Source organism: Vibrio aphrogenes (assembly GCF_002157735.2).
In the GTDB taxonomy this organism is placed as follows: Bacteria; Pseudomonadota; Gammaproteobacteria; order Enterobacterales; family Vibrionaceae; genus Vibrio; species Vibrio aphrogenes.
In genome coordinates this window covers 2,373,913-2,391,729 of record NZ_AP018689.1, presented here as the reverse complement: position 1 = coordinate 2,391,729, position 17,817 = coordinate 2,373,913, and the positions used below count along the sequence as shown (strand labels likewise).

Genomic DNA, 17,817 nt, shown 5'->3' with positions numbered 1-17,817 from the left:
ATACCAATCGTACTAATTATCTAATCATCCTTGCTTGTTAAAAGGCCCGATAACTGCGTTATAAATTTTGATTGTAGAATAACTACTTATCGAAAATTTCTTCCTTGTTCTCAAGCCTTTTTTCTACGCAATTTCTGACCATTTAATTAGTGTGATTGGTATAAGGCGAAGAAAGCAATGGGATTTTGATAAGGATAAAAAAAAGGCTTACGAATTATCATAAGCCTTTCTTATTCAAACTAATTTAATCTTAGTTCATGCCGTATTTTTTCAACTTCTTGCGAAGAGTGCCACGGTTGATACCCATCATGTTTGCAGCGCGAGTTTGGTTACCGCGAGTGTACTGCATAACCATATCAAGCATTGGTTGCTCAACTTCTGCTAATACTAATTCGTAAAGATCGTTAACGTCTTGACCATTTAATTGAGCAAGGTAATTCTTTAAAGATGCTTTTACAGAGTCACGTAGTGGCTTCTGTGTGATCTGGTCTTGTGATGTAACAGTAGTAACTGTGAATGGTTCTGAAGTCAGATTTTGTTCGAACATAATTAGTCTTAGCTCTTCTTCTGGTAATTATAATGCAACGTATACTCTTCGTATTTGAAGCTGCAGCGTTGTTGACGGCACTCACTCGCCCTAATCACATAGACGAGCTATGCTCATAGGGTCTCATTCGCTTGTCGCCTAGCTGCAACTTCAACTACTCGGGTCTACCTTTTGTTTTGAAGCTGCAGCGTTGTTGACGGCACTCACTCGCCCTAATCACATAGACGAGCTATGCTCAGAGGGTCTCATTCGCTTGTCGCCTAGCTACAACTTCAACTACTCGGGTCTACCTTTTGTTTTGAAGCTGCAGCGTTGTTGCACGCGTGCTTTTACATACTCTGAGTAAAAAAATAATTTCTCAGCACATCGATTTGCTGGTGAGCATCTTCAATGGCGTTGAAAACACGGCGGAACTCACCTTCATTATCATGTTCTTTTAGATACCAACCGACGTGTTTACGTGCGATTCGAGGACCTAAAAACTCACCATAAAATTGATGGAGAGCTTGAACATGACCAATCAGGATATCTTGCACTTCTTCCATTGGAAGGGGGGGCAAGTGTTCTCCCGTTTGTAAATAGTGTTGGATTTGTTGAAAAATCCAAGGACGACCTTGGGCAGGCCTTCCTATCATCAGAGCATCTGCTCCCGTGTAATCGAGAACAAATTTCGCTTTTTCTGGGCTATCGATATCACCATTGGCAATCAAAGGGATCGAGATAGCTTGTTTTACGGCTCTAATGCTGTCGTATTCTGCTTCGCCTTTGTACATGCAAGCGCGAGTTCTCCCGTGGAGTGCCAGTGCTTGAATGCCACATTGCTCAGCCATTTTAGCAATCTCAACACAGTTTTTATTGTCTGTGTCCCATCCTGTGCGCGTTTTTAGGGTTACCGGAACCTCAACTGCATTCACCACCGCTTTTAGTATCTGTTCGATAATATCGGGGCGCTGCAACAACGCGGAGCCTGCCAGTTTTTTATTCACTTTTTTTGCTGGGCAGCCCATGTTGATGTCGATGATTTGTGCACCGTTTTCAACACTGACTTGCGCAGCTTGTGCCATAAGATGAGGGTCCGCTCCGGCAATTTGTACACTACGAATGCCCGATTCGCCTTCATGTACCATGCGTTGGAGGGATTTTGATGTGTTCCAAACTTTAGGGTTCGAGGACATCATTTCACTGACGGCCATACCTGCCCCATATCGAAGACACAATTCACGAAAGGGTCTATCTGTTACACCCGCCATTGGGGCAACAATTAGGTTGTTCGGTAAAGTGTAGTTTCCGATTTTCAAAACAGCATCACAGTTCATCTCAGCAAGGGCGCGCATTTTACGCATTTTTTCGGGGCGTGAAAAGACTAATATTTGACCATTTCACAAATAGTTTTGTAAATCGTCTAATTTTCAGTCAATTAGCCCCGAATGTACCGATAAAAACTTTTATTTGAATGGATTAGGCTTTCTTCTGACCTGAAATTCGACACCATTCTTGTTGCTCGATAATCGGATCAAGCTGGAAGGCTTCTTGGTAATAAGTGGCAACATCGGCTGCTTGTGAGTCTAAGACGCCAGACATTGCCAGTAAACCGTTGGGTTTGACGAGGCTGGTGATCACGCCTGAAAGTTCGCGTAATGGGCCAGCTAAAATGTTGGCAACCACGACGTCGGCAATTAATCCTTCAGGTTGGTCTTGAGGTAAGAACAGTTCTAATTGGTCAGCAACGCCATTGCGCTCGGCGTTATCACGTGACGCTAAAATGGCTTGTGGATCGATATCAATACCGATGACTTTGGCCGCGCCCAGTTTGATGGCCGCAATCGCTAAGATACCCGAGCCGCAACCAAAATCGATGACGGTTTTACCTTCAAGATCTAACCCTTCTAACCATTCTAAACACACTGAAGTGGTTGGGTGGGTACCTGTGCCAAATGCCAAACCGGGGTCAAGCATCACGTTGACGGCACTTGGATCAGGGATGTCACGCCAGCTTGGGCAAATCCATAAGCGTTTACCAAATTGCATTGGGTGGAAGTTATCCATCCATTCACGTTCCCAGTCTTTGTCTTCGATTTGTTCAATTTTATAGGCAAAATCAGCACTTAACATATTGCTGCTTTTGATTTGGCTTAAGACTTGTTGGGTATCAATTTCGGCATCATACAGCGCTAGGATATCGGTTTCGCCCCATAAACGAGTTTCACCCGGCAGTGGTTCAAATACAGGGGTGTCTTTGGCATCCAGAAAAGTCACCGATAAGGCTCCGGTTTCTTCCATTAACATATCGCCGATGGCTTCTGCGTTAGTATCGGTTGCGTTGAGTTTAATTTGAATCCAAGGCATGGAATTGATCTCTCGTCATGAATAAGAATTGAGGCGAAGTGTAGCAGATGACGGCAAACTTGTAGAGATCTACTCCAATCATGGGCTGGATTTGCCATGATTGGAGTGAGGGTTTCAGAGGAGGAAAGCTTACGCTGTTTGTGGCGGTTGGGTTTGCAACTGGGCGGTTGGTTTGAGTTTGCTACCCACGATGAAGGCAATCAGCCCTAATAATAAGGTCGGTACAATCGCATGTACGCCGCCGAGGTCGGGTTTGAAAGTGCTTAAAGCAATGTAAGACACTAAGCCGACTAACATTGAAGCAAACGCTCCAGTGGCCGAAGCCTTTTTCCAATATAAGCCTAAGACTAGCGGCCATAAGAACACGGCTTGCATGCCACCAAACGCCAATAAGTTTAACCAGATGATCATATCAGGTGGATTGAGTGCAGCAACAAACACTAACGCGGCAAAAATTCCGGTGACCCATAATGATAATTTAGGCAGCGTTTTTTCGGCTTTTTCACCTTGTGCCATGCTGGGGTTGATGTAGTTGATGTATAAATCTTTGAGCAGAGTCGCTGAGGCTTGGATCAGTTGCGAGTCGATGGTCGACATGATCGCTGCCATTGGCCCTGCCAAGAAAATACCCGCGACGACTGGCGGCAATACGGTGATCATCAAAGTGGGCATGATTTGGTCAGGGCTGCCAATATCCGGCACGATAGCACGACCAAAGGCTCCGGCTAAATGCATTCCAAGCATGAGTAAGGCCACCATGATGGTACTGATCACCATACCTTTATGTAAGGAAGCGCTGTCTTTATAAGACATACAACGTACTGCGGCATGAGGCAGGCCAATCACCCCAAAACAGACTAACACCCAAAAGCTCATCATAAAGGGGGCGGTGAGAAAGTGATTGGGGCCATAAGGGGTAATTAAGGCAGGATCTATGGCGTGTAAGTCAGTTACCAGCTCACCAATGCTGCCTCCGGCGTGGACGATGCCAATTAATAAGGCAATGGTGCCGATGATCATCATTATGCCTTGTAAGGTATCAGTCATCACGACCGCTCGAAAGCCGCCAATGGTGGTATATAGACCAACGGTAATCGCAAAAATCATCAAACCATGGGTGTAAGACAGCCCGGTAACGGTTTGCAATAAACGCGCTCCACCGACAAATTGAACCACCATGGTGCCGAAAAAAGCTAAGAGTAACGATAACGAAGCAAAAATCACGACCCCCCGATTTTGATAGCGCGCATATAAAATGTCATTCAAGGTAAGCGCATTATGACGACGTGCTTCAATGGCAAACTTTTTACCCAACACGCCTAAGGTCAGCCAGGTGGCAGGTAATTGGATCATCGCCAGTAAAACCCAGCCTAAGCCCATTTTATACGCGGCTCCCGGCCCACCAATAAAGGAACTGGCACTGGCATAGGTGGCAGCTAAAGTCATCGCCAGCACAAAACCGCCCATGCTACGTCCACCAACGAGGTATTCGTTTAAAAAGCCTTTCTTGTTGGTGTGTTTACTGCTCAAAAAAGCCAGAGCAAAGACGGCAATCAAATATAAAACGAGTGGGATGAGAATCTGGTTATTCATGAGGTTGCTCTTGTTCGACGTTGTGGTGCTTGATGGTGTCTTTGGATGTGTTGTCGGCTTCGATTTCTAATGACATATCACGGTAAATCCACTTCACCATTGCCGCGCATAATATCGTGAAGACTAAAGGGCCAATCACACAAGCCATTAAAAACCATAATGGGAATCCAAAATACAGAGTCGGCACTGCGGCCATATCCTTTACGCTGGGTGAGAGCCCATAAGCGGAGGCGGCCCACCAAAGCATATAGGCTAAGGCTAATCCAATGGCCCATTTGGCTTCCTTGTGTGCTTGCTGATAGCGTGCATTAAGCGTTTTCATGATACGGAACCTTGCTGATAGCAGTAAAAAGAAAATAGCAGTACAGAGAAAAAGAAGCGTATTTTGACAAAACTTAGAGGTGGAAACAAACAATAGCCGCAAAGTCGGGCTGGCTTCTATGATGAGAGGATGGGGTTCTGTTGAAATAATTATGATTTTATAAGACAAATTCGAGTTATTACTCTGTTAAATGTTTATTAACCAGCTTGTTAGTTACTTTGTTTTTTAATGACTGACAAGCTAATAAAGGTGATCTATGTCTTGTATGTAAAGTGTTTGCCGTGATCGAGAATGGATTATTGTTGAATCTTTGTTGCTGTAATTTTGTCATACAATACTCTGATTGGTAAGGACGCAATGAGGAGTTATGGATGAAAGATCTTAAAGAAATTGCCGCTGATGCTGTGGCGTTAGTTTCACCCGCGATTGAACAATTATTTGAGAGAACGAATCGAAAGGAGTTACATATTGTGGTGATGAATCCTCAAGTAAAACCTTGGGAGTCATCTTTTGAGGAGGCGATCCTTTTTGAAAAATCGTTAGGCACACCTGAATCTTGGTCCATCCCCTTTGATCAATTCGCTCGCAAAAAAGCTCAACAGGCATGGCGAGAATCTACCAGTAATATTCAACTTCAATATTTACACCCTTCGGCATTACGTAAAGATGATCTGCTTTTTTATGGCTCATTTGTGTATGGCAATCTTGTTGTTGCCTGCAGTGGTGTCGAGCAATGGTATGACATGCTAGTAAGCGGTTGGATTGCCGTCGCAATTGAGCAACTTACGATACATGAATACCAAACGCAAAAAATAGAAAACCCTACAAAAACATATCGTTAATTATTTAAAGGTCTCTATTATGAATAAATTACTTAAATCCTTAATGCTTGCTGCCGGCATTCTTGTTTCTGCGACTGCTGTGGCAGCCGATTACCCAACAAAAAACATTCGCTTAATTGTTCCCTTTGGTGCTGGTGGTGGTACTGATGCGGTGGGGCGTACATTGGCTAATAGTGCGAAAGATGTTCTTGGACAAAACATTTCAATAATGAACCGAACCGGAGGTGCAGGAGCAGTTGGAATGAGTTTTGGTGCACAGCAACGACCAGATGGTTATACCTTAACAGTGGTGACCCGTGAAATTGCGTCCTTGCCTCAAATGGGATTAATGCAACATACGGCGGATGACTTTAAATTGATTCGTATGGTGAACTTAGATCCTGCGGTGGTACTGGTTGCCGCGGATAGCCCTTACAACACCATCAATGACCTAATTAAAGAGGCGAAAGCGAACCCAGGTAAAATTAAATTTGCTTCAACGGCGGCCCCAAATTTTTATTTGATGGCTTTGGAGAAAGACCAAAACATTAAATTGAATGCTATCCCTTATAACGGCGCTTCTGAAGCTATCCCATCGGTTTTAGGTCATCATGCTGATGTTACTATGGTAACCCCAGGAGAATCCATTGCTCAACTACGTTCTGGTCAGTTGAAAGCATTGGGCGTGATGTCGAATGAACGTATTGAATATATTCCAGATGTACCGACTCTGAAAGAGCAAGGTGTGGATGTGGTGACGGGGACATGGCGTGGTATCGGTGCTCCGAAAGATACGCCGGATGCCATCATTGATACTTTAGGTAAAGCTTTTGATCAAGCTATGGCTTCTGAAGAGTTTAAAAATTTCATGGCGAAAGGAGCAATGACCATTCATAACATGGATGCAGCAACTTTTACTCAATTTGTAAAAGATGACACTAAAACCTTAGGCGAGTTAATTAAATAACTGCTTGTATTAGTCACAGCAGCACCATGCTTTGGTGCTGCTTATCTTGATGTTGAGTTTGTTTATAAGGATGGATTCTATGCTCAATAGAAATGTCGTTTTCCCGTCCATTATCATTGTGTTGAGTGCCATTGCATTTGCTGTTATTGCACAATTTGATAGTCCTAGGTACCAAGACTCTAGCGTGGGTGCTCAATTTTTTCCAATGGCAATTGTTGTCTGTCAAATCGTCATTTGCGTGTTATTGCTTGTGCAGCATAAATGGCAGGGAACCACGACCAGACAAGCCGCCTTTATATCTAAAATGTCCTTATTTGGTATTGGCTTTCTGATTGGTTATGCCTTGCTTATTGGTGTGATTGGTTATCTATACGCTAGCTTGGCTGCTTTTTTATTTTATTTGATTTATTTCAAAATCAAGAAGCCGATTTATTACCTCATTGCCATCATTTTTGTTTTTGCCGTGAATTATTTATTTGGTGAAGTCTTTTATATATCACTACCGCAAGCGATGTGGTCATAGGATGTCATTATGTTTGAATATTTAATGGATGGCTTAACGACAGCTGTCAGCATGACTGTTTTCCCTGTACTTTTTTTTGGGGTATTAGGTGGAATCATCCTTGGGGCGTTACCGGGATTAACTGCTACCATGGGAGTGGCGATCTTACTTCCTTTTACCTTTGGAATGGAGCCTACCGCAGCACTTGTGATGTTGATTGGGGTTTATATTGGTGGCATTTATGGTGGTTCTATTGCGGCTATTTTATTAAAAACACCGGGTACCCCAGCTTCGGCAGCCAGTGTATTGGATGGGCATACGTTAGCCGCAAGAGGACAAGCAGCCAGGGCGCTTAGTATTTCTGCGGTCGCCTCATTCGTCGGTGGGTTGATCAGCACATTGATCCTTATTGCGATAGCGCCTAAGTTGGCGGATTTTGCCTTGAGGTTTAATGCCCCTGAATATTTTGCTTTAGCACTCTTTGGCTTAACTATCATTGCGAGTGTTTCTTCAACCAATATTTTGAAAGGGTTATTAGCAGGAACTATAGGCTTGCTAGTCTCAACAGTTGGGTTGGATCCCATCAGCAGCGTACCGAGATTCACTTTTGGTATCATGGATTTATATAGTGGTATTAATGTCATACCGGTGTTAATCGGCTTATTTGCGCTTTCAGAAGCGTTGAGCCAGCTTGAAAAAATACGTTCAGAAAAAAACGTTACTCCACCCAAATTTGATCATAAATTGTTGAGCGGTAAAGATTTAAAAGAAATTTTACCCACGACGATTAAAAGTGGATTAATGGGGACGACTATAGGATCTGTACCTGGTGCTGGAGCGGATATATCGGCTTTCGTTTGCTATAACGAAGCGAAGCGTTCTTCCAAAAATCCTGATGAATTTGGTAAAGGATCGATTCGTGGCTTAGCGGCGGCGGAGTCGGGCAATAATGGGGTAACAGGTGGATCGTTAGTTCCGTTATTGACCTTGGGCGTACCAGGAGATGCGGTGGCGGCCGTTTTATTGGGAGCCTTGATTGTGCAAGGGTTAACACCTGGGCCATTGTTGTTCGCACAAAACCCTGAAGTGGTTTACGGCGTATTCAGTTCGATGTTAGTAGCAAATGTGGTGATGCTTGGTATTGGTTTATTAGGGATTCGTTTCTTTTGTCGAATCATTGAAGTTCCCAAAATTATCATGATTCCTATCATTGTCTTTTTATCGGTGGTGGGGGCTTATGCGATTAATAATTCAATGTTTGATGTTGGTATTGCTATCGTATTTGGTTTGATCGGATTTATTTTTACTAAGTTGGATATTCCGTCTTCACCGGTGTTACTGGCAATTATCTTGGGGCCAATGGCGGAAACCAATTTACGAAAATCGCTCATGATGTATGAAGGAAGTTGGTCATTTTTATACGATCGTCCTATTGCCTTAGCTTTCATTGTATTAGCGGTTTTTTCTGTTTATTCAACCATGAAGATGAAAAAGAAACAGAAAGCACAACAAGAGGTATCCGATTAATCATTGGTAAACGGGTGAGTAGATTGATTCATATCTATCCACCATCTTTTTATTCGAGAAACGAGTAGCGCCCGAGCCCTGATAAACGAAAAAAAGACCGCAGTTCTCACTACGGTCTCTTATCTTTTTCTAGTAACTAGGGACTAGCACCTAAGAACGTTTATTGTAACCCAAGCTTCTTCTCAAGGTAGTGAATGTTGGCACCACCGTGTTGGAAGTTTTCATCGCTCATGATATCAAGCTGTAGAGGAATGTTGGTTTTGATGCCATCGATGATGGTTTCACCTAACGCATTCTTCATACGAGCAATCGCCACGTCGCGGTTTTCACCGAAAGTGATCAGTTTGCCGATCATTGAATCGTAGTGTGGCGGTACTGAGTAGCCTGCGTACACGTGAGATTCCCAACGAACGCCCATGCCACCTGGTGGATGGAAGTGTTGGATTTTACCTGGGCAAGGTAGGAAGCGCACTGGATCTTCCGCATTGATACGACACTCAACCGCATGGCCGCGGATTTTGATGTCGTTCTGCGTGAAAGATAATGGCTGACCTGCTGCAATGCGTAATTGCTCTTTGATTAGGTCGATACCAGTCACCATTTCCGTCACTGGGTGCTCTACCTGAATACGGGTGTTCATTTCAATGAAGTAGAACTCACCGTTTTCATATAGGAATTCGAAAGTACCTGCGCCACGATAACCGATTTCAATACAAGCACGAGTACAACGCTCACCAATGTATTGACGCATTTCTTCTGTGATGCCTGGAGCTGGAGCTTCTTCTACCACTTTTTGGTGGCGACGTTGCATTGAACAGTCACGCTCACCTAAGTGAATCGCACCGCCTTGACCATCAGCAAGAACTTGAACTTCGATGTGACGAGGGTTTTCTAGGTATTTCTCCATGTAAACCATGTCATTGTTGAAGAAAGATTTTGCTTCAGAGCGAGTCATCGCAATCGCTTCAACTAGGTCTTCGTCTTTACGAACTACACGCATACCACGACCGCCGCCGCCACCAGAGGCTTTGATGATCACAGGATAGCCAATGCGTTTAGCAAAGGCACGGTTTTTCGCATCGTCGTCATCAAGTGGGCCATCAGAACCTGGTACACAAGGAACGCCGGCTTTTTTCATTGCATTGATGGCAGACACTTTATCACCCATTAGGCGAATGGTTTCTGCTTTCGGGCCAACGAAAATAAAGCCTGATTTTTCTACTTGTTCCGCAAAATCGGCGTTTTCAGATAGGAAACCGTAACCTGGGTGAATCGCAACGGCACCAGATACTTCTGCTGCTGAAATAATGCGAGGAACGTTTAAGTAGCTATCGGTACTACGTGCAGGACCAATACAAATGGTTTCGTCTGCTAATAATACATGTTTTAAATCGCGGTCAGCCGTAGAGTGAATGGCGACCGTTTTAATGCCTAGCTCTTTACATGCGCGAAGAATACGGAGGGCGATTTCACCTCGGTTCGCGATGACAATTTTATCTAGCATTGTATTGCCTCTTGTTGCTGTGTGAATGGGAAATGCGCTGTTAAAAAACAGAGTTACTCAATCACAACAAGTGGTTGATCAAATTCAACCGGTTGACCGTCTTCCACTAGGATAGCTTTCACTACACCAGATTTATCCGCTTCGATTTGGTTCATCATTTTCATCGCTTCAACGATGCAAAGTGTTTGACCTTCTTTTACCGTTTGACCGATTTCGATGAAAGATTTCGCTTCTGGGCTTGGTGAACGGTAGAAAGTACCAACCATTGGAGATAATAGTTTGTGACCTGTTTCTACCGGTGCTGGAGCCGGAGTTTCTTCTGCTGCTACTGGAGCAGGTGCAGCCGCAGGCGCTGCTGGAGCCGGTGCTACAGAATATTGAACAGGCGCTGCTGGAGCCGCTTGATTGCTATAACGGTTGATGCGTACTGATTCTTCACCTTCAGAAATTTCAAGTTCAGCGATACCAGACTCTTCAACTAGTTCGATTAGCTTCTTTATTTTACGAATATCCATAATGTGTTCTCTATCTGTTTAATTATTCATTTCACGGCAACAGGTAAACTCTTGCCGATGGTTGAGCTGATCAGTCATGATCGAGCTGAATATCGTCGGTGTTGCCCATTAAGCGGAATGAGTTTGGCTTAATTGTGCATGCGCCGCCGAGAGTGCAAATTGATAACCTTGCGCGCCAAGCCCACAAATAACGCCTACCGCCTTATCTGATAGATAGGAGTGATGGCGAAAAGGTTCCCGAGCATGAACATTGGAGAGATGAACTTCAATAAAAGGAATATTCACCCCAAGCAATGCATCTCTTAGTGCCACACTAGTATGAGTAAAGGCTGCCGGATTAATGATGATAAAGTCGATGGTATTATGAGCGGCATGAATCGCTTCAATCAGTTCGAATTCTCGATTGGATTGTAAGTGCGATAATTGAATGTCTAACGCTTGAGCTTGCGTTGTTAAGTCGCTCATAATATCGGCTAATGTCTTTGAGCCATAATGCGTCGGTTCACGTAACCCGAGCAAATTTAAATTCGGCCCATTTAAGACTAGAACTCGTAATTTTGCTGACATTGTGTGGCTAATATCCATTAAAGTGTATGAAAAATGCATCATGTCATAATTTATAGACTTTGCTAAGTCAGAAAGCAAAAAAATTGACCGCGCACTCACTAATTTCACCGATTATAGCGAATTCAAAGCAAATCGCAGCAAATTACTGGTCTAATGAGGTAAAAGCGAGTTTATAGGTAACGAGTTCCTAGTTCCTAGGAAAAGCAAAAGAAAAAAGATTGACCTGGGCTTGGACAATAACAATGAATACCTCCAGGAACCAGGAACCAGGAACCAGGAACCAGGAACCAGGAACCAGGAACCAGGAACCAGGAACCAGGAACCAGGAACCAGGAACCAGGAACCAGGAACCAGGAACCAGGAACCAGGAACCAGGAACCAGGAACCAGGAACCAGGAACCAGGAACCAGGAACCAAAAAATAAAAACCGCAGCCTAAGCCACGGTCTTTGTTCTCTATTTTTACGCTTTAGGTGTCGCGATCGCTATTTACACCAAATTGGCTTTTTCTTCGATAAGTTTTTCCACCACACTTGGATCTGCGAGGGTGGAGGTATCACCTAAGTTACTGGTGTCACCGGTGGCAATCTTACGTAAGATACGACGCATGATTTTGCCTGAACGGGTTTTTGGAAGTGAATCCGTCCAATGAAGGACATCTGGGGTGGCGATGGGGCCGATTTCTTTGCGTACCCAGTCTTTCACTTCTTTATGTAATTCAGCTGATGGGAACTCTCCATCATTAAGGGTGATGTAGGCGTAAATCGCTTGGCCTTTAATGTCATGTGGGATGCCGACAATCGCCGCTTCTGCAATCTTATCAAAGGCCACTAATGCTGATTCAATCTCGGCAGTGCCCATGCGGTGACCAGACACATTTAAGACATCATCGACACGACCGGTGATCCAGTAGTAACCATCTTCATCACGACGGGCACCATCACCGGTGGTGTAGACGCCTTTGAAGGTGGAGAAGTAGGTTTGTTCAAAGCGTTCGTGATCGCCATAAATGGTGCGCATTTGGCCGGGCCATGAATCGGTAATCACTAAGTTACCTTCATTCGCCCCTTCAAGAGGATTGCCTTCGTTATCCAGTAATGCCGGTTGCACGCCAAAGAATGGGCGAGTGGCTGAGCCTGCTTTCAGTTCAGTTGCACCCGGCAGCGGCGTGATCAAAATGCCCCCAGTTTCGGTTTGCCACCAGGTATCGACGATCGGGCAACGCTCATCGCCGATGGTTTTGTAATACCACTCCCATGCTTCTGGGTTAATCGGTTCGCCCACCGAGCCCATAACACGCAAGCTTGAACGGGAAGTGCCTTGGATCGCTTCATCCCCTTTTGCCATGAGAGCTCGGATGGCCGTTGGAGCGGTATAAAGAATGTTGACTTGATGTTTATCGACTACTTCACTCATGCGACTGGTATTTGGATAATTCGGCACCCCTTCAAACAAAATGGTTTTAGCGCCATTAGAAAGAGGCCCGTAAACTAAATAAGTGTGGCCGGTGATCCAACCGACATCGGCGGTACACCAGAAAACCTCTCCCGGTTGGTAATCAAAAATATATTTAAAGGTCATGGTGGCATACACCAGATAGCCGCCAGTGGTGTGTAAAACGCCTTTAGGTTTACCGGTTGAGCCTGAAGTATAAAGAATAAAGAGTGGGTCTTCGGCATTCATCGGCTCTGGTGCACACTCTGAAGAGGCTTGCTCAGTTGCTTCATGCCACCACACATCGCGCTCGCTATTCCAGTCCACTGAGCCACCGGTACGCTGGAAGACCACCACACTGCGTACTTGGGTTTCTGGGTTATTTAATGCCTGATCGACATTGGCTTTAAGTGGCACAGCACGGCCACCACGCACCCCTTCATCAGCGGTGATCACAACATGGGCATTTGAATCAATAATGCGACCGGCTAAAGCGTCAGGAGAGAAGCCACCAAATACGACGGTATGAACGGCACCAATCCGGGTACAAGCTAGCATGGCCACCGCCGCTTCAGGCACCATGGGCATGTATAAACACACCACATCGCCTTTTTTTACACCCTGCGCTTTGAGCACGTTGGCAAAGCGACAAACTTGGTCATGCAATTGGTTGAAGGTGATTTGAGCGTCGTCGTTAGGGTCATCGCCTTCCCAAATGATGGCTACCTCATCACCACGTTCTGCCAAGTGACGATCAATGCAGTTTGCCGAGACATTTAACTGCCCATCTGCAAACCATTTGATATCAATATTGCCCGGTTCGAATGAGGTGTTTTTGACTTGAGTAAATGGCGTCATCCAGTCAACAATCTTGCCATGTTTCCCCCAAAAGCCTTGTGGGTCTGTAACCGATTCTTGGTACATGCTTAGGTAAGTGTCATTGTCGGCGTGAGTGTGTTGTAAGATATTGTCTTTGACGGGATGAATATGAATATCACTCATTGGGCTCTCCTTGCTGAGTCAGACTCAACGCTCTCATAATAAGTTGGGATGTTGTGTTTGTTCTTAATAATTGTGTTTGTTCTTAATAATTGTGTTGATGCTCTGTATAGGTATTTACTTTCTGCCGAACCGTGGTGCACTACAATTAGACTTTAGGCTTAGAGTTTGTAAATAAAGGCTTTTTGACTATAAATAAGCGATAAAATGAGAACTGGATCGGATGTTTGAAGTCTGTTGTGGTCTTATTTTTGTGAGGGTCAGTGGCGTTTCTTATATGCCAAGCTCGGGTTAGGTAACGGCCCATAGGTTAAACGCACATAAATTAAGGCCGCGGTAATGGCGTCTTGTAACGCATCATGGCGATCTTGCAACGGCAGCTCTAAATGACGACAGATCGCCTCTAAACTTAAATCACAATACGCATTGGGCAGTTGGCGTTCGAGCTGAGCGTGGTACAGGTGGCTCACTTCAATCAGAGGATTGGGCAGCGGAAAACCAAAATGCTTTTTGTAGGCGCGGTCCAAAATCGTTTTATCGTAACGAATGTGATAGCCAACCAAAGGTCGGTTACCAATGAAATCGAGTAACTTGCTCAGTCCTTCTTGCTCGCTGTACCCTTCAGCTAAATCATGGTGGCGCAATTGGTGTATTTTTATTGACTGACTGCTGAGGGATTGAGGCGCTTGAAATTTAAGATGAAAAGGCTGGCTAGTCATGATTTTGTTATTGATGATTTTGGTCGCCGCCACTGTAACCAGTTCCGCTTGTTGAGGGTTCAGGCTGGTGGTTTCACAATCGAGAGAGACAAACTCGCCTTTCGGGATCGCGGCGAATAAGGGCTGGTAAGGAGAATGTTTGAGGCGATAGAACCACCATAAGCGTTGTAAGCTATTCATAACGATTACTCACGTATTTGATAATGGTAACCAAGCCATTGCTTGAATTTTTTAACCACGTGTAGGCTGTGACGCAATAAATCACGTTCCGCGCGATTCAAGTGTTGGACGTTAAGGCGATTATGTTGATGGGAGTCAGACAATTGTTGCTCAAGTCGCCATTTGATAAACAGTTTTAAGGCTTCGGACAGGTTATCGGCAGTCAATGGTTCTAAAATATGTAGGGTTTGCAGCTGTTCAATTCGCTCAAAGGTATTGGTGCTCATGATGTGATGTTCTAAGGCCAAAGTCCGAATGCCATGCACGATTGGGAAAATACCGCCTTGTTTAATATCAATGCCTTGTTTGTCTTGCTTGACGGTGCCAAAAATGGTCAAGGGAACCGCAAAACCTAACGCGGGGCGCGCGAAGGTCATTAAGGCAATTTCATTTTTTTGCATCACTTGTTGAAGATGCTGTTTGAGAGGTTGGAGCAAACCAGTATTACCTGCTATGGCTCTGGCATCTGAGAAAATGGCCAGTTTCATAACCGATTCTGGTGAGTGGTCTTGGGCCCAATGTTGCAAGGATTTTTTCCAAGCAAGCTGGTTTTTGACCCATTCAGGGTTATTGACCATCACTTTGCCAGGACACAGCGGGTAGCCTAATTTGACTAAGGCTTGTGTCAATCTGCCCATGAGTTCATCACATTGATGCCAATGAAGGCCATCTTTAATGATCAGAGCATTATCTTGATCGGTTTTGAGTATTTGCTCTCCTCGACCTTCGGAGCCTAACGCCACCAAACAACAATGGTCATGCAAATGCTGAGGCACGATGAGCGCAAATGCTTTTTCGATAATTTGTTCATTAATGGTCGAGATCAATTCCATGATAAAGCGTGTGCGAATGCCATTGCGCTGCAGCGTTTGTACTAATTGATATTGTGGGCGAGATGTTTGATACAGCGCTTCTAAACTTTGAGCGTTAGCAATGCGTAAACTTAACACGTGCGAATGAGTTGAAAAGGCGCTTAATACTTGAGTGAGCTGCAACATTCCGACTACTTGGTTTTGTTGAGTGACAGCAAGACGCTTACATTTATGCCGAGTCATGGTGATCATGGCATCAAATAAATAGTCACCTTGTTTAACATGATGAACGGGTGAGTGAGCGATGTGCTTAATTGGGGTCTCGAATGGCTGTTGCTGTAAGGTAATGGCGTGCAATAAATCAGTACGTGTGACAATGCCATAGCTCAATTCTGTGCTTGAGGTGGTTAAGCGCGTTAAGGCGGCGTCGCTAGCATGTTGCTGCATAAGTTCTACCGTTTGCCGTAAGCTGGTATGCGGCTCGACGATCAGAGCTGGGCTATAAATGGCAGCATCAATTTTGGTCAGCATGAACTCAGCCAAGTTTTGTTGTTGATGGGCGATTTCAACAGGCTGTTGTCTGGTGACTAAGTTGCGATCAAAATAAGCCGCAAATTCAGGATTATCGTGATACAGCGATAAGAAGAGGTGACTAGGAAGTAAATACGCTAAGGTATCTTCTAGTGCGGTATAACGATGTTTGACGGTTTTATCTAACAGGGCTCGGACATCAAACAGGTCGTCGTGCGCGTAATGGGCAAAAACTTCCTTGCCATCATCACTGGTTTCTTCCACCCCTCCTTTGATAATGATGTATAAATAACCATCGCTTGGGCCGGGAGTGAGTATGGTATCGGAGTGACGAAAATAAGCGACATCAAGGTTTGAACGTACCTCATTTTGTTGAAGAGGAGTTAAACGGTCAAACGGCGCTAAGGTCATATTGAATTTATCCGGCATCGCGACACTCACACCAAAAAAACAGAGTTATAGTGTGGCTATTTTCCAAAAGTCACGCCAGACGACTTTGGTCTAAGCCTTTTATTGGAAAAGATGTGTTTTCAGATCATGGTTAGCGCCTTTTAAGATAGGCATAATAGCGCCTTTATTTATGTTTCTTAGGCTTTTAAACATGCTTACACCATCACCTTTTGGTTGGATTTCTCAATATTTCTTTGGATTTTTCTTTGTTTATGGAGTGTATTTACCTTTTTGGGGGATATGGTTATCCGCACAAGGCGTTTCCTCTGGAGATATCGGGATATTATTAGGCTTAGGTTTTGCGACTCGTTGTGTTGTGAACTTAGCCTTAACGCCACGCTTACATAAAGTAGAAAACTTATTACCTGCGTTACGACTAGTTACCTTTGGATCATTAATTTTTGCTAGTTTACATTTCGCAAGTGGTGGGCACTTTATTTGGTTGGCATTGGCTGTTATTGGCTTTAATGCTTGTTTCGGCCCGGGGATGCCTTTATCTGACTCTGTGGCGAACTACTACAGTAAATTAAAGCTGATCGATTATGGGCGTAGCCGTTTATGGGGCTCGGTGGCCTTTATCGTGGGTTCCACTGTGGTCGGTTATTTGGCCAATGATTTTGGTAGTGACATGATCATCTACACGGCGATTGCTGGTTTGATCGTCACCGTGATGCTTTCTTTGCGTAAACCAACACAATTGCCCGTGAGCCAAGCGGATGTTGAAGACAAAGAGCCGCCTCGTTTATGGGGGATGATGAAGCAATGGCCAGTCTTGAAGTTTTTAATTTTGGTCGCGTTATTACAAGGTTCTCACTCTGCGTATTACAGCTTTAGCTCGATTCATTGGAAAGACGTTGGTATATCTGAAGCAACGATTGGTTATTTGTGGAGCTTCTCGGTCGTATCGGAAGTCTTAATTTTTGCTTTTAGTGCTCGTCTATTTTCCAGTTGGTCGCTGAGAAAAATGTTCTTAGTCGCTTCTGTTGCAGTGGTTGTGCGTTGGAGTGGTTTAGCGTTAACCAATGATGTGTGGTTATTAGCTATTTTACAAACCTTACATGGCCTGACCTTTGCACTGACGCATTTTGCAACTATTCGCTATATCTTGCTGGCAGAAGATGATCAAATCGTGCCATTGCAGGCGTTATATAATGCGATTCCATTAGGCGCTTTTGTCGCGGTGATGACCACGATCAGTGGCTGGGGATATGAATATTGTAATGCAGGCATTTTCTGGTTAATGGCGGCCATGGGCCTAGTTGCGATGTTGATTAAATTGGAACCACAAAAAAGCTAACGGATTAACCCATCGCTCGGTTTAAACCAACCGAGTGAAATGCCGACTATCATTACCACTGGATGTGGTGAATGCTCGCTCAAATGAGATTGCTTTTATGCTTAGAGAATAAGAGTAATTTGATAGGGCGGGCATTTTTTGTACTG

16 protein-coding genes are annotated in these 17,817 nt (G+C 44.4%); 5 read left to right on the top strand and 11 right to left on the bottom strand.

Annotated features, from left to right (window positions below):
- Nucleotides 1-250 precede the first annotated feature (250 nt).
- From fis to VCA1004_RS10805, 5 genes are all read right to left on the bottom strand, one after another.
- The gene (gene fis / locus VCA1004_RS10825) at nt 251-547 is read right to left on the bottom strand and encodes a DNA-binding transcriptional regulator Fis (RefSeq protein WP_027695356.1); all 297 of its coding nucleotides are present in this window, start codon (nt 545-547) and stop codon (nt 251-253) included.
- A gap of 329 nt (nt 548-876) precedes the next feature.
- On the bottom strand, nt 877-1,845 hold the full coding sequence (gene dusB, locus VCA1004_RS10820; protein WP_164520872.1) for a tRNA dihydrouridine synthase DusB: 969 nt from the start codon (nt 1,843-1,845) through the stop codon (nt 877-879).
- A 160-nt stretch (nt 1,846-2,005) separates the two neighbouring features.
- The gene (gene prmA, locus VCA1004_RS10815; protein ID WP_086981764.1) at nt 2,006-2,893 is read right to left on the bottom strand and encodes a 50S ribosomal protein L11 methyltransferase; all 888 of its coding nucleotides are present in this window, start codon (nt 2,891-2,893) and stop codon (nt 2,006-2,008) included.
- 129 nt (nt 2,894-3,022) lie between these two features.
- A complete protein-coding gene (gene panF, locus VCA1004_RS10810) occupies nt 3,023-4,486 on the bottom strand; it encodes a sodium/pantothenate symporter (RefSeq protein WP_086981763.1) in 1,464 nt (487 codons plus the stop codon).
- Entirely contained in the window at nt 4,479-4,808 is a 330-nt protein-coding gene (locus tag VCA1004_RS10805; protein ID WP_086981762.1) for a YhdT family protein, read from the bottom strand. Before VCA1004_RS10805 ends, panF begins: the two co-directional genes overlap by 8 nt.
- A 371-nt stretch (nt 4,809-5,179) precedes the next feature.
- Here VCA1004_RS10805 and VCA1004_RS10800 point away from each other — a divergent pair, with 371 nt between their 5' ends.
- The 4 genes from VCA1004_RS10800 to VCA1004_RS10785 all read left to right on the top strand — a co-directional run bounded on the left by VCA1004_RS10800 (nt 5,180) and on the right by VCA1004_RS10785 (nt 8,625).
- Nucleotides 5,180-5,650: a hypothetical protein gene (locus tag VCA1004_RS10800; RefSeq protein WP_086981761.1), complete on the top strand. Its 471-nt coding sequence runs from the start codon at nt 5,180-5,182 to the stop codon at nt 5,648-5,650.
- Nucleotides 5,651-5,669: 19 nt separating this feature from the next.
- Complete coding sequence (locus tag VCA1004_RS10795) at nt 5,670-6,596, top strand: tripartite tricarboxylate transporter substrate binding protein (RefSeq protein WP_086981760.1); 927 nt, start codon at nt 5,670-5,672, stop codon at nt 6,594-6,596.
- 79 nt (nt 6,597-6,675) lie between these two features.
- Nucleotides 6,676-7,119, top strand: coding sequence for a tripartite tricarboxylate transporter TctB family protein (locus tag VCA1004_RS10790; RefSeq protein WP_086981759.1), 444 nt, complete (start codon nt 6,676-6,678; stop codon nt 7,117-7,119).
- Between the two features lie 9 nt (nt 7,120-7,128).
- Nucleotides 7,129-8,625 (top strand): tripartite tricarboxylate transporter permease, encoded by a 1,497-nt coding sequence (locus tag VCA1004_RS10785; RefSeq protein WP_086981758.1) that lies wholly within the window; start codon nt 7,129-7,131, stop codon nt 8,623-8,625.
- Nucleotides 8,626-8,785: 160 nt separating this feature from the next.
- On the opposite strand, the gene accC is transcribed toward VCA1004_RS10785, so the two are convergent.
- The 6 genes from accC to VCA1004_RS10750 all read right to left on the bottom strand — a co-directional run bounded on the left by accC (nt 8,786) and on the right by VCA1004_RS10750 (nt 16,353).
- Nucleotides 8,786-10,129, bottom strand: a complete 1,344-nt coding sequence (gene accC, locus VCA1004_RS10780) for an acetyl-CoA carboxylase biotin carboxylase subunit (protein WP_086981757.1) — start codon at nt 10,127-10,129, stop codon at nt 8,786-8,788.
- 53 nt (nt 10,130-10,182) lie between these two features.
- Nucleotides 10,183-10,644: an acetyl-CoA carboxylase biotin carboxyl carrier protein gene (gene accB, locus VCA1004_RS10775; protein ID WP_086981756.1), complete on the bottom strand. Its 462-nt coding sequence runs from the start codon at nt 10,642-10,644 to the stop codon at nt 10,183-10,185.
- Nucleotides 10,645-10,752: 108 nt separating this feature from the next.
- Nucleotides 10,753-11,211: a type II 3-dehydroquinate dehydratase gene (gene aroQ, locus VCA1004_RS10770; RefSeq protein WP_086981755.1), complete on the bottom strand. Its 459-nt coding sequence runs from the start codon at nt 11,209-11,211 to the stop codon at nt 10,753-10,755.
- A 488-nt stretch (nt 11,212-11,699) separates the two neighbouring features.
- A complete protein-coding gene (gene acs, locus VCA1004_RS10760) occupies nt 11,700-13,646 on the bottom strand; it encodes an acetate--CoA ligase (protein ID WP_086981754.1) in 1,947 nt (648 codons plus the stop codon).
- A gap of 257 nt (nt 13,647-13,903) precedes the next feature.
- Nucleotides 13,904-14,542 (bottom strand): 3'-5' exonuclease, encoded by a 639-nt coding sequence (locus VCA1004_RS10755; protein WP_086981753.1) that lies wholly within the window; start codon nt 14,540-14,542, stop codon nt 13,904-13,906.
- A gap of 5 nt (nt 14,543-14,547) precedes the next feature.
- Nucleotides 14,548-16,353, bottom strand: coding sequence for a DUF294 nucleotidyltransferase-like domain-containing protein (locus VCA1004_RS10750; RefSeq protein ID WP_086981752.1), 1,806 nt, complete (start codon nt 16,351-16,353; stop codon nt 14,548-14,550).
- A gap of 172 nt (nt 16,354-16,525) precedes the next feature.
- Here VCA1004_RS10750 and VCA1004_RS10745 point away from each other — a divergent pair, with 172 nt between their 5' ends.
- Nucleotides 16,526-17,671 carry a 3-phenylpropionate MFS transporter gene (locus VCA1004_RS10745; RefSeq protein WP_086981751.1) on the top strand — a complete coding sequence of 382 codons (1,146 nt, stop codon included), beginning with the start codon at nt 16,526-16,528 and terminating at the stop codon, nt 17,669-17,671.
- Nucleotides 17,672-17,817 lie beyond the last annotated feature (146 nt).

Excerpts from the sequence above, each read along its gene's own strand:
- VCA1004_RS10745 (WP_086981751.1), top strand. The coding sequence starts at position 16,526 with ATGCTTACACCATCACCTTTTGGTTGGATTTCTCAATATTTCTTTGGA.
- VCA1004_RS10755 (WP_086981753.1), bottom strand. The coding sequence starts at position 14,542 with ATGAATAGCTTACAACGCTTATGGTGGTTCTATCGCCTCAAACATTCT.
- VCA1004_RS10800 (WP_086981761.1), top strand. The coding sequence starts at position 5,180 with ATGAAAGATCTTAAAGAAATTGCCGCTGATGCTGTGGCGTTAGTTTCA.
- VCA1004_RS10785 (WP_086981758.1), top strand. The coding sequence starts at position 7,129 with ATGTTTGAATATTTAATGGATGGCTTAACGACAGCTGTCAGCATGACT.
- accB (WP_086981756.1), bottom strand. The coding sequence starts at position 10,644 with ATGGATATTCGTAAAATAAAGAAGCTAATCGAACTAGTTGAAGAGTCT.
- VCA1004_RS10795 (WP_086981760.1), top strand. The coding sequence starts at position 5,670 with ATGAATAAATTACTTAAATCCTTAATGCTTGCTGCCGGCATTCTTGTT.
- VCA1004_RS10790 (WP_086981759.1), top strand. The coding sequence starts at position 6,676 with ATGCTCAATAGAAATGTCGTTTTCCCGTCCATTATCATTGTGTTGAGT.
- prmA (WP_086981764.1), bottom strand. The coding sequence starts at position 2,893 with ATGCCTTGGATTCAAATTAAACTCAACGCAACCGATACTAACGCAGAA.
- VCA1004_RS10750 (WP_086981752.1), bottom strand. The coding sequence starts at position 16,353 with ATGCCGGATAAATTCAATATGACCTTAGCGCCGTTTGACCGTTTAACT.
- panF (WP_086981763.1), bottom strand. The coding sequence starts at position 4,486 with ATGAATAACCAGATTCTCATCCCACTCGTTTTATATTTGATTGCCGTC.
- accC (WP_086981757.1), bottom strand. The coding sequence starts at position 10,129 with ATGCTAGATAAAATTGTCATCGCGAACCGAGGTGAAATCGCCCTCCGT.
- fis (WP_027695356.1), bottom strand. The coding sequence starts at position 547 with ATGTTCGAACAAAATCTGACTTCAGAACCATTCACAGTTACTACTGTT.
- VCA1004_RS10805 (WP_086981762.1), bottom strand. The coding sequence starts at position 4,808 with ATGAAAACGCTTAATGCACGCTATCAGCAAGCACACAAGGAAGCCAAA.
- acs (WP_086981754.1), bottom strand. The coding sequence starts at position 13,646 with ATGAGTGATATTCATATTCATCCCGTCAAAGACAATATCTTACAACAC.
- aroQ (WP_086981755.1), bottom strand. The coding sequence starts at position 11,211 with ATGTCAGCAAAATTACGAGTTCTAGTCTTAAATGGGCCGAATTTAAAT.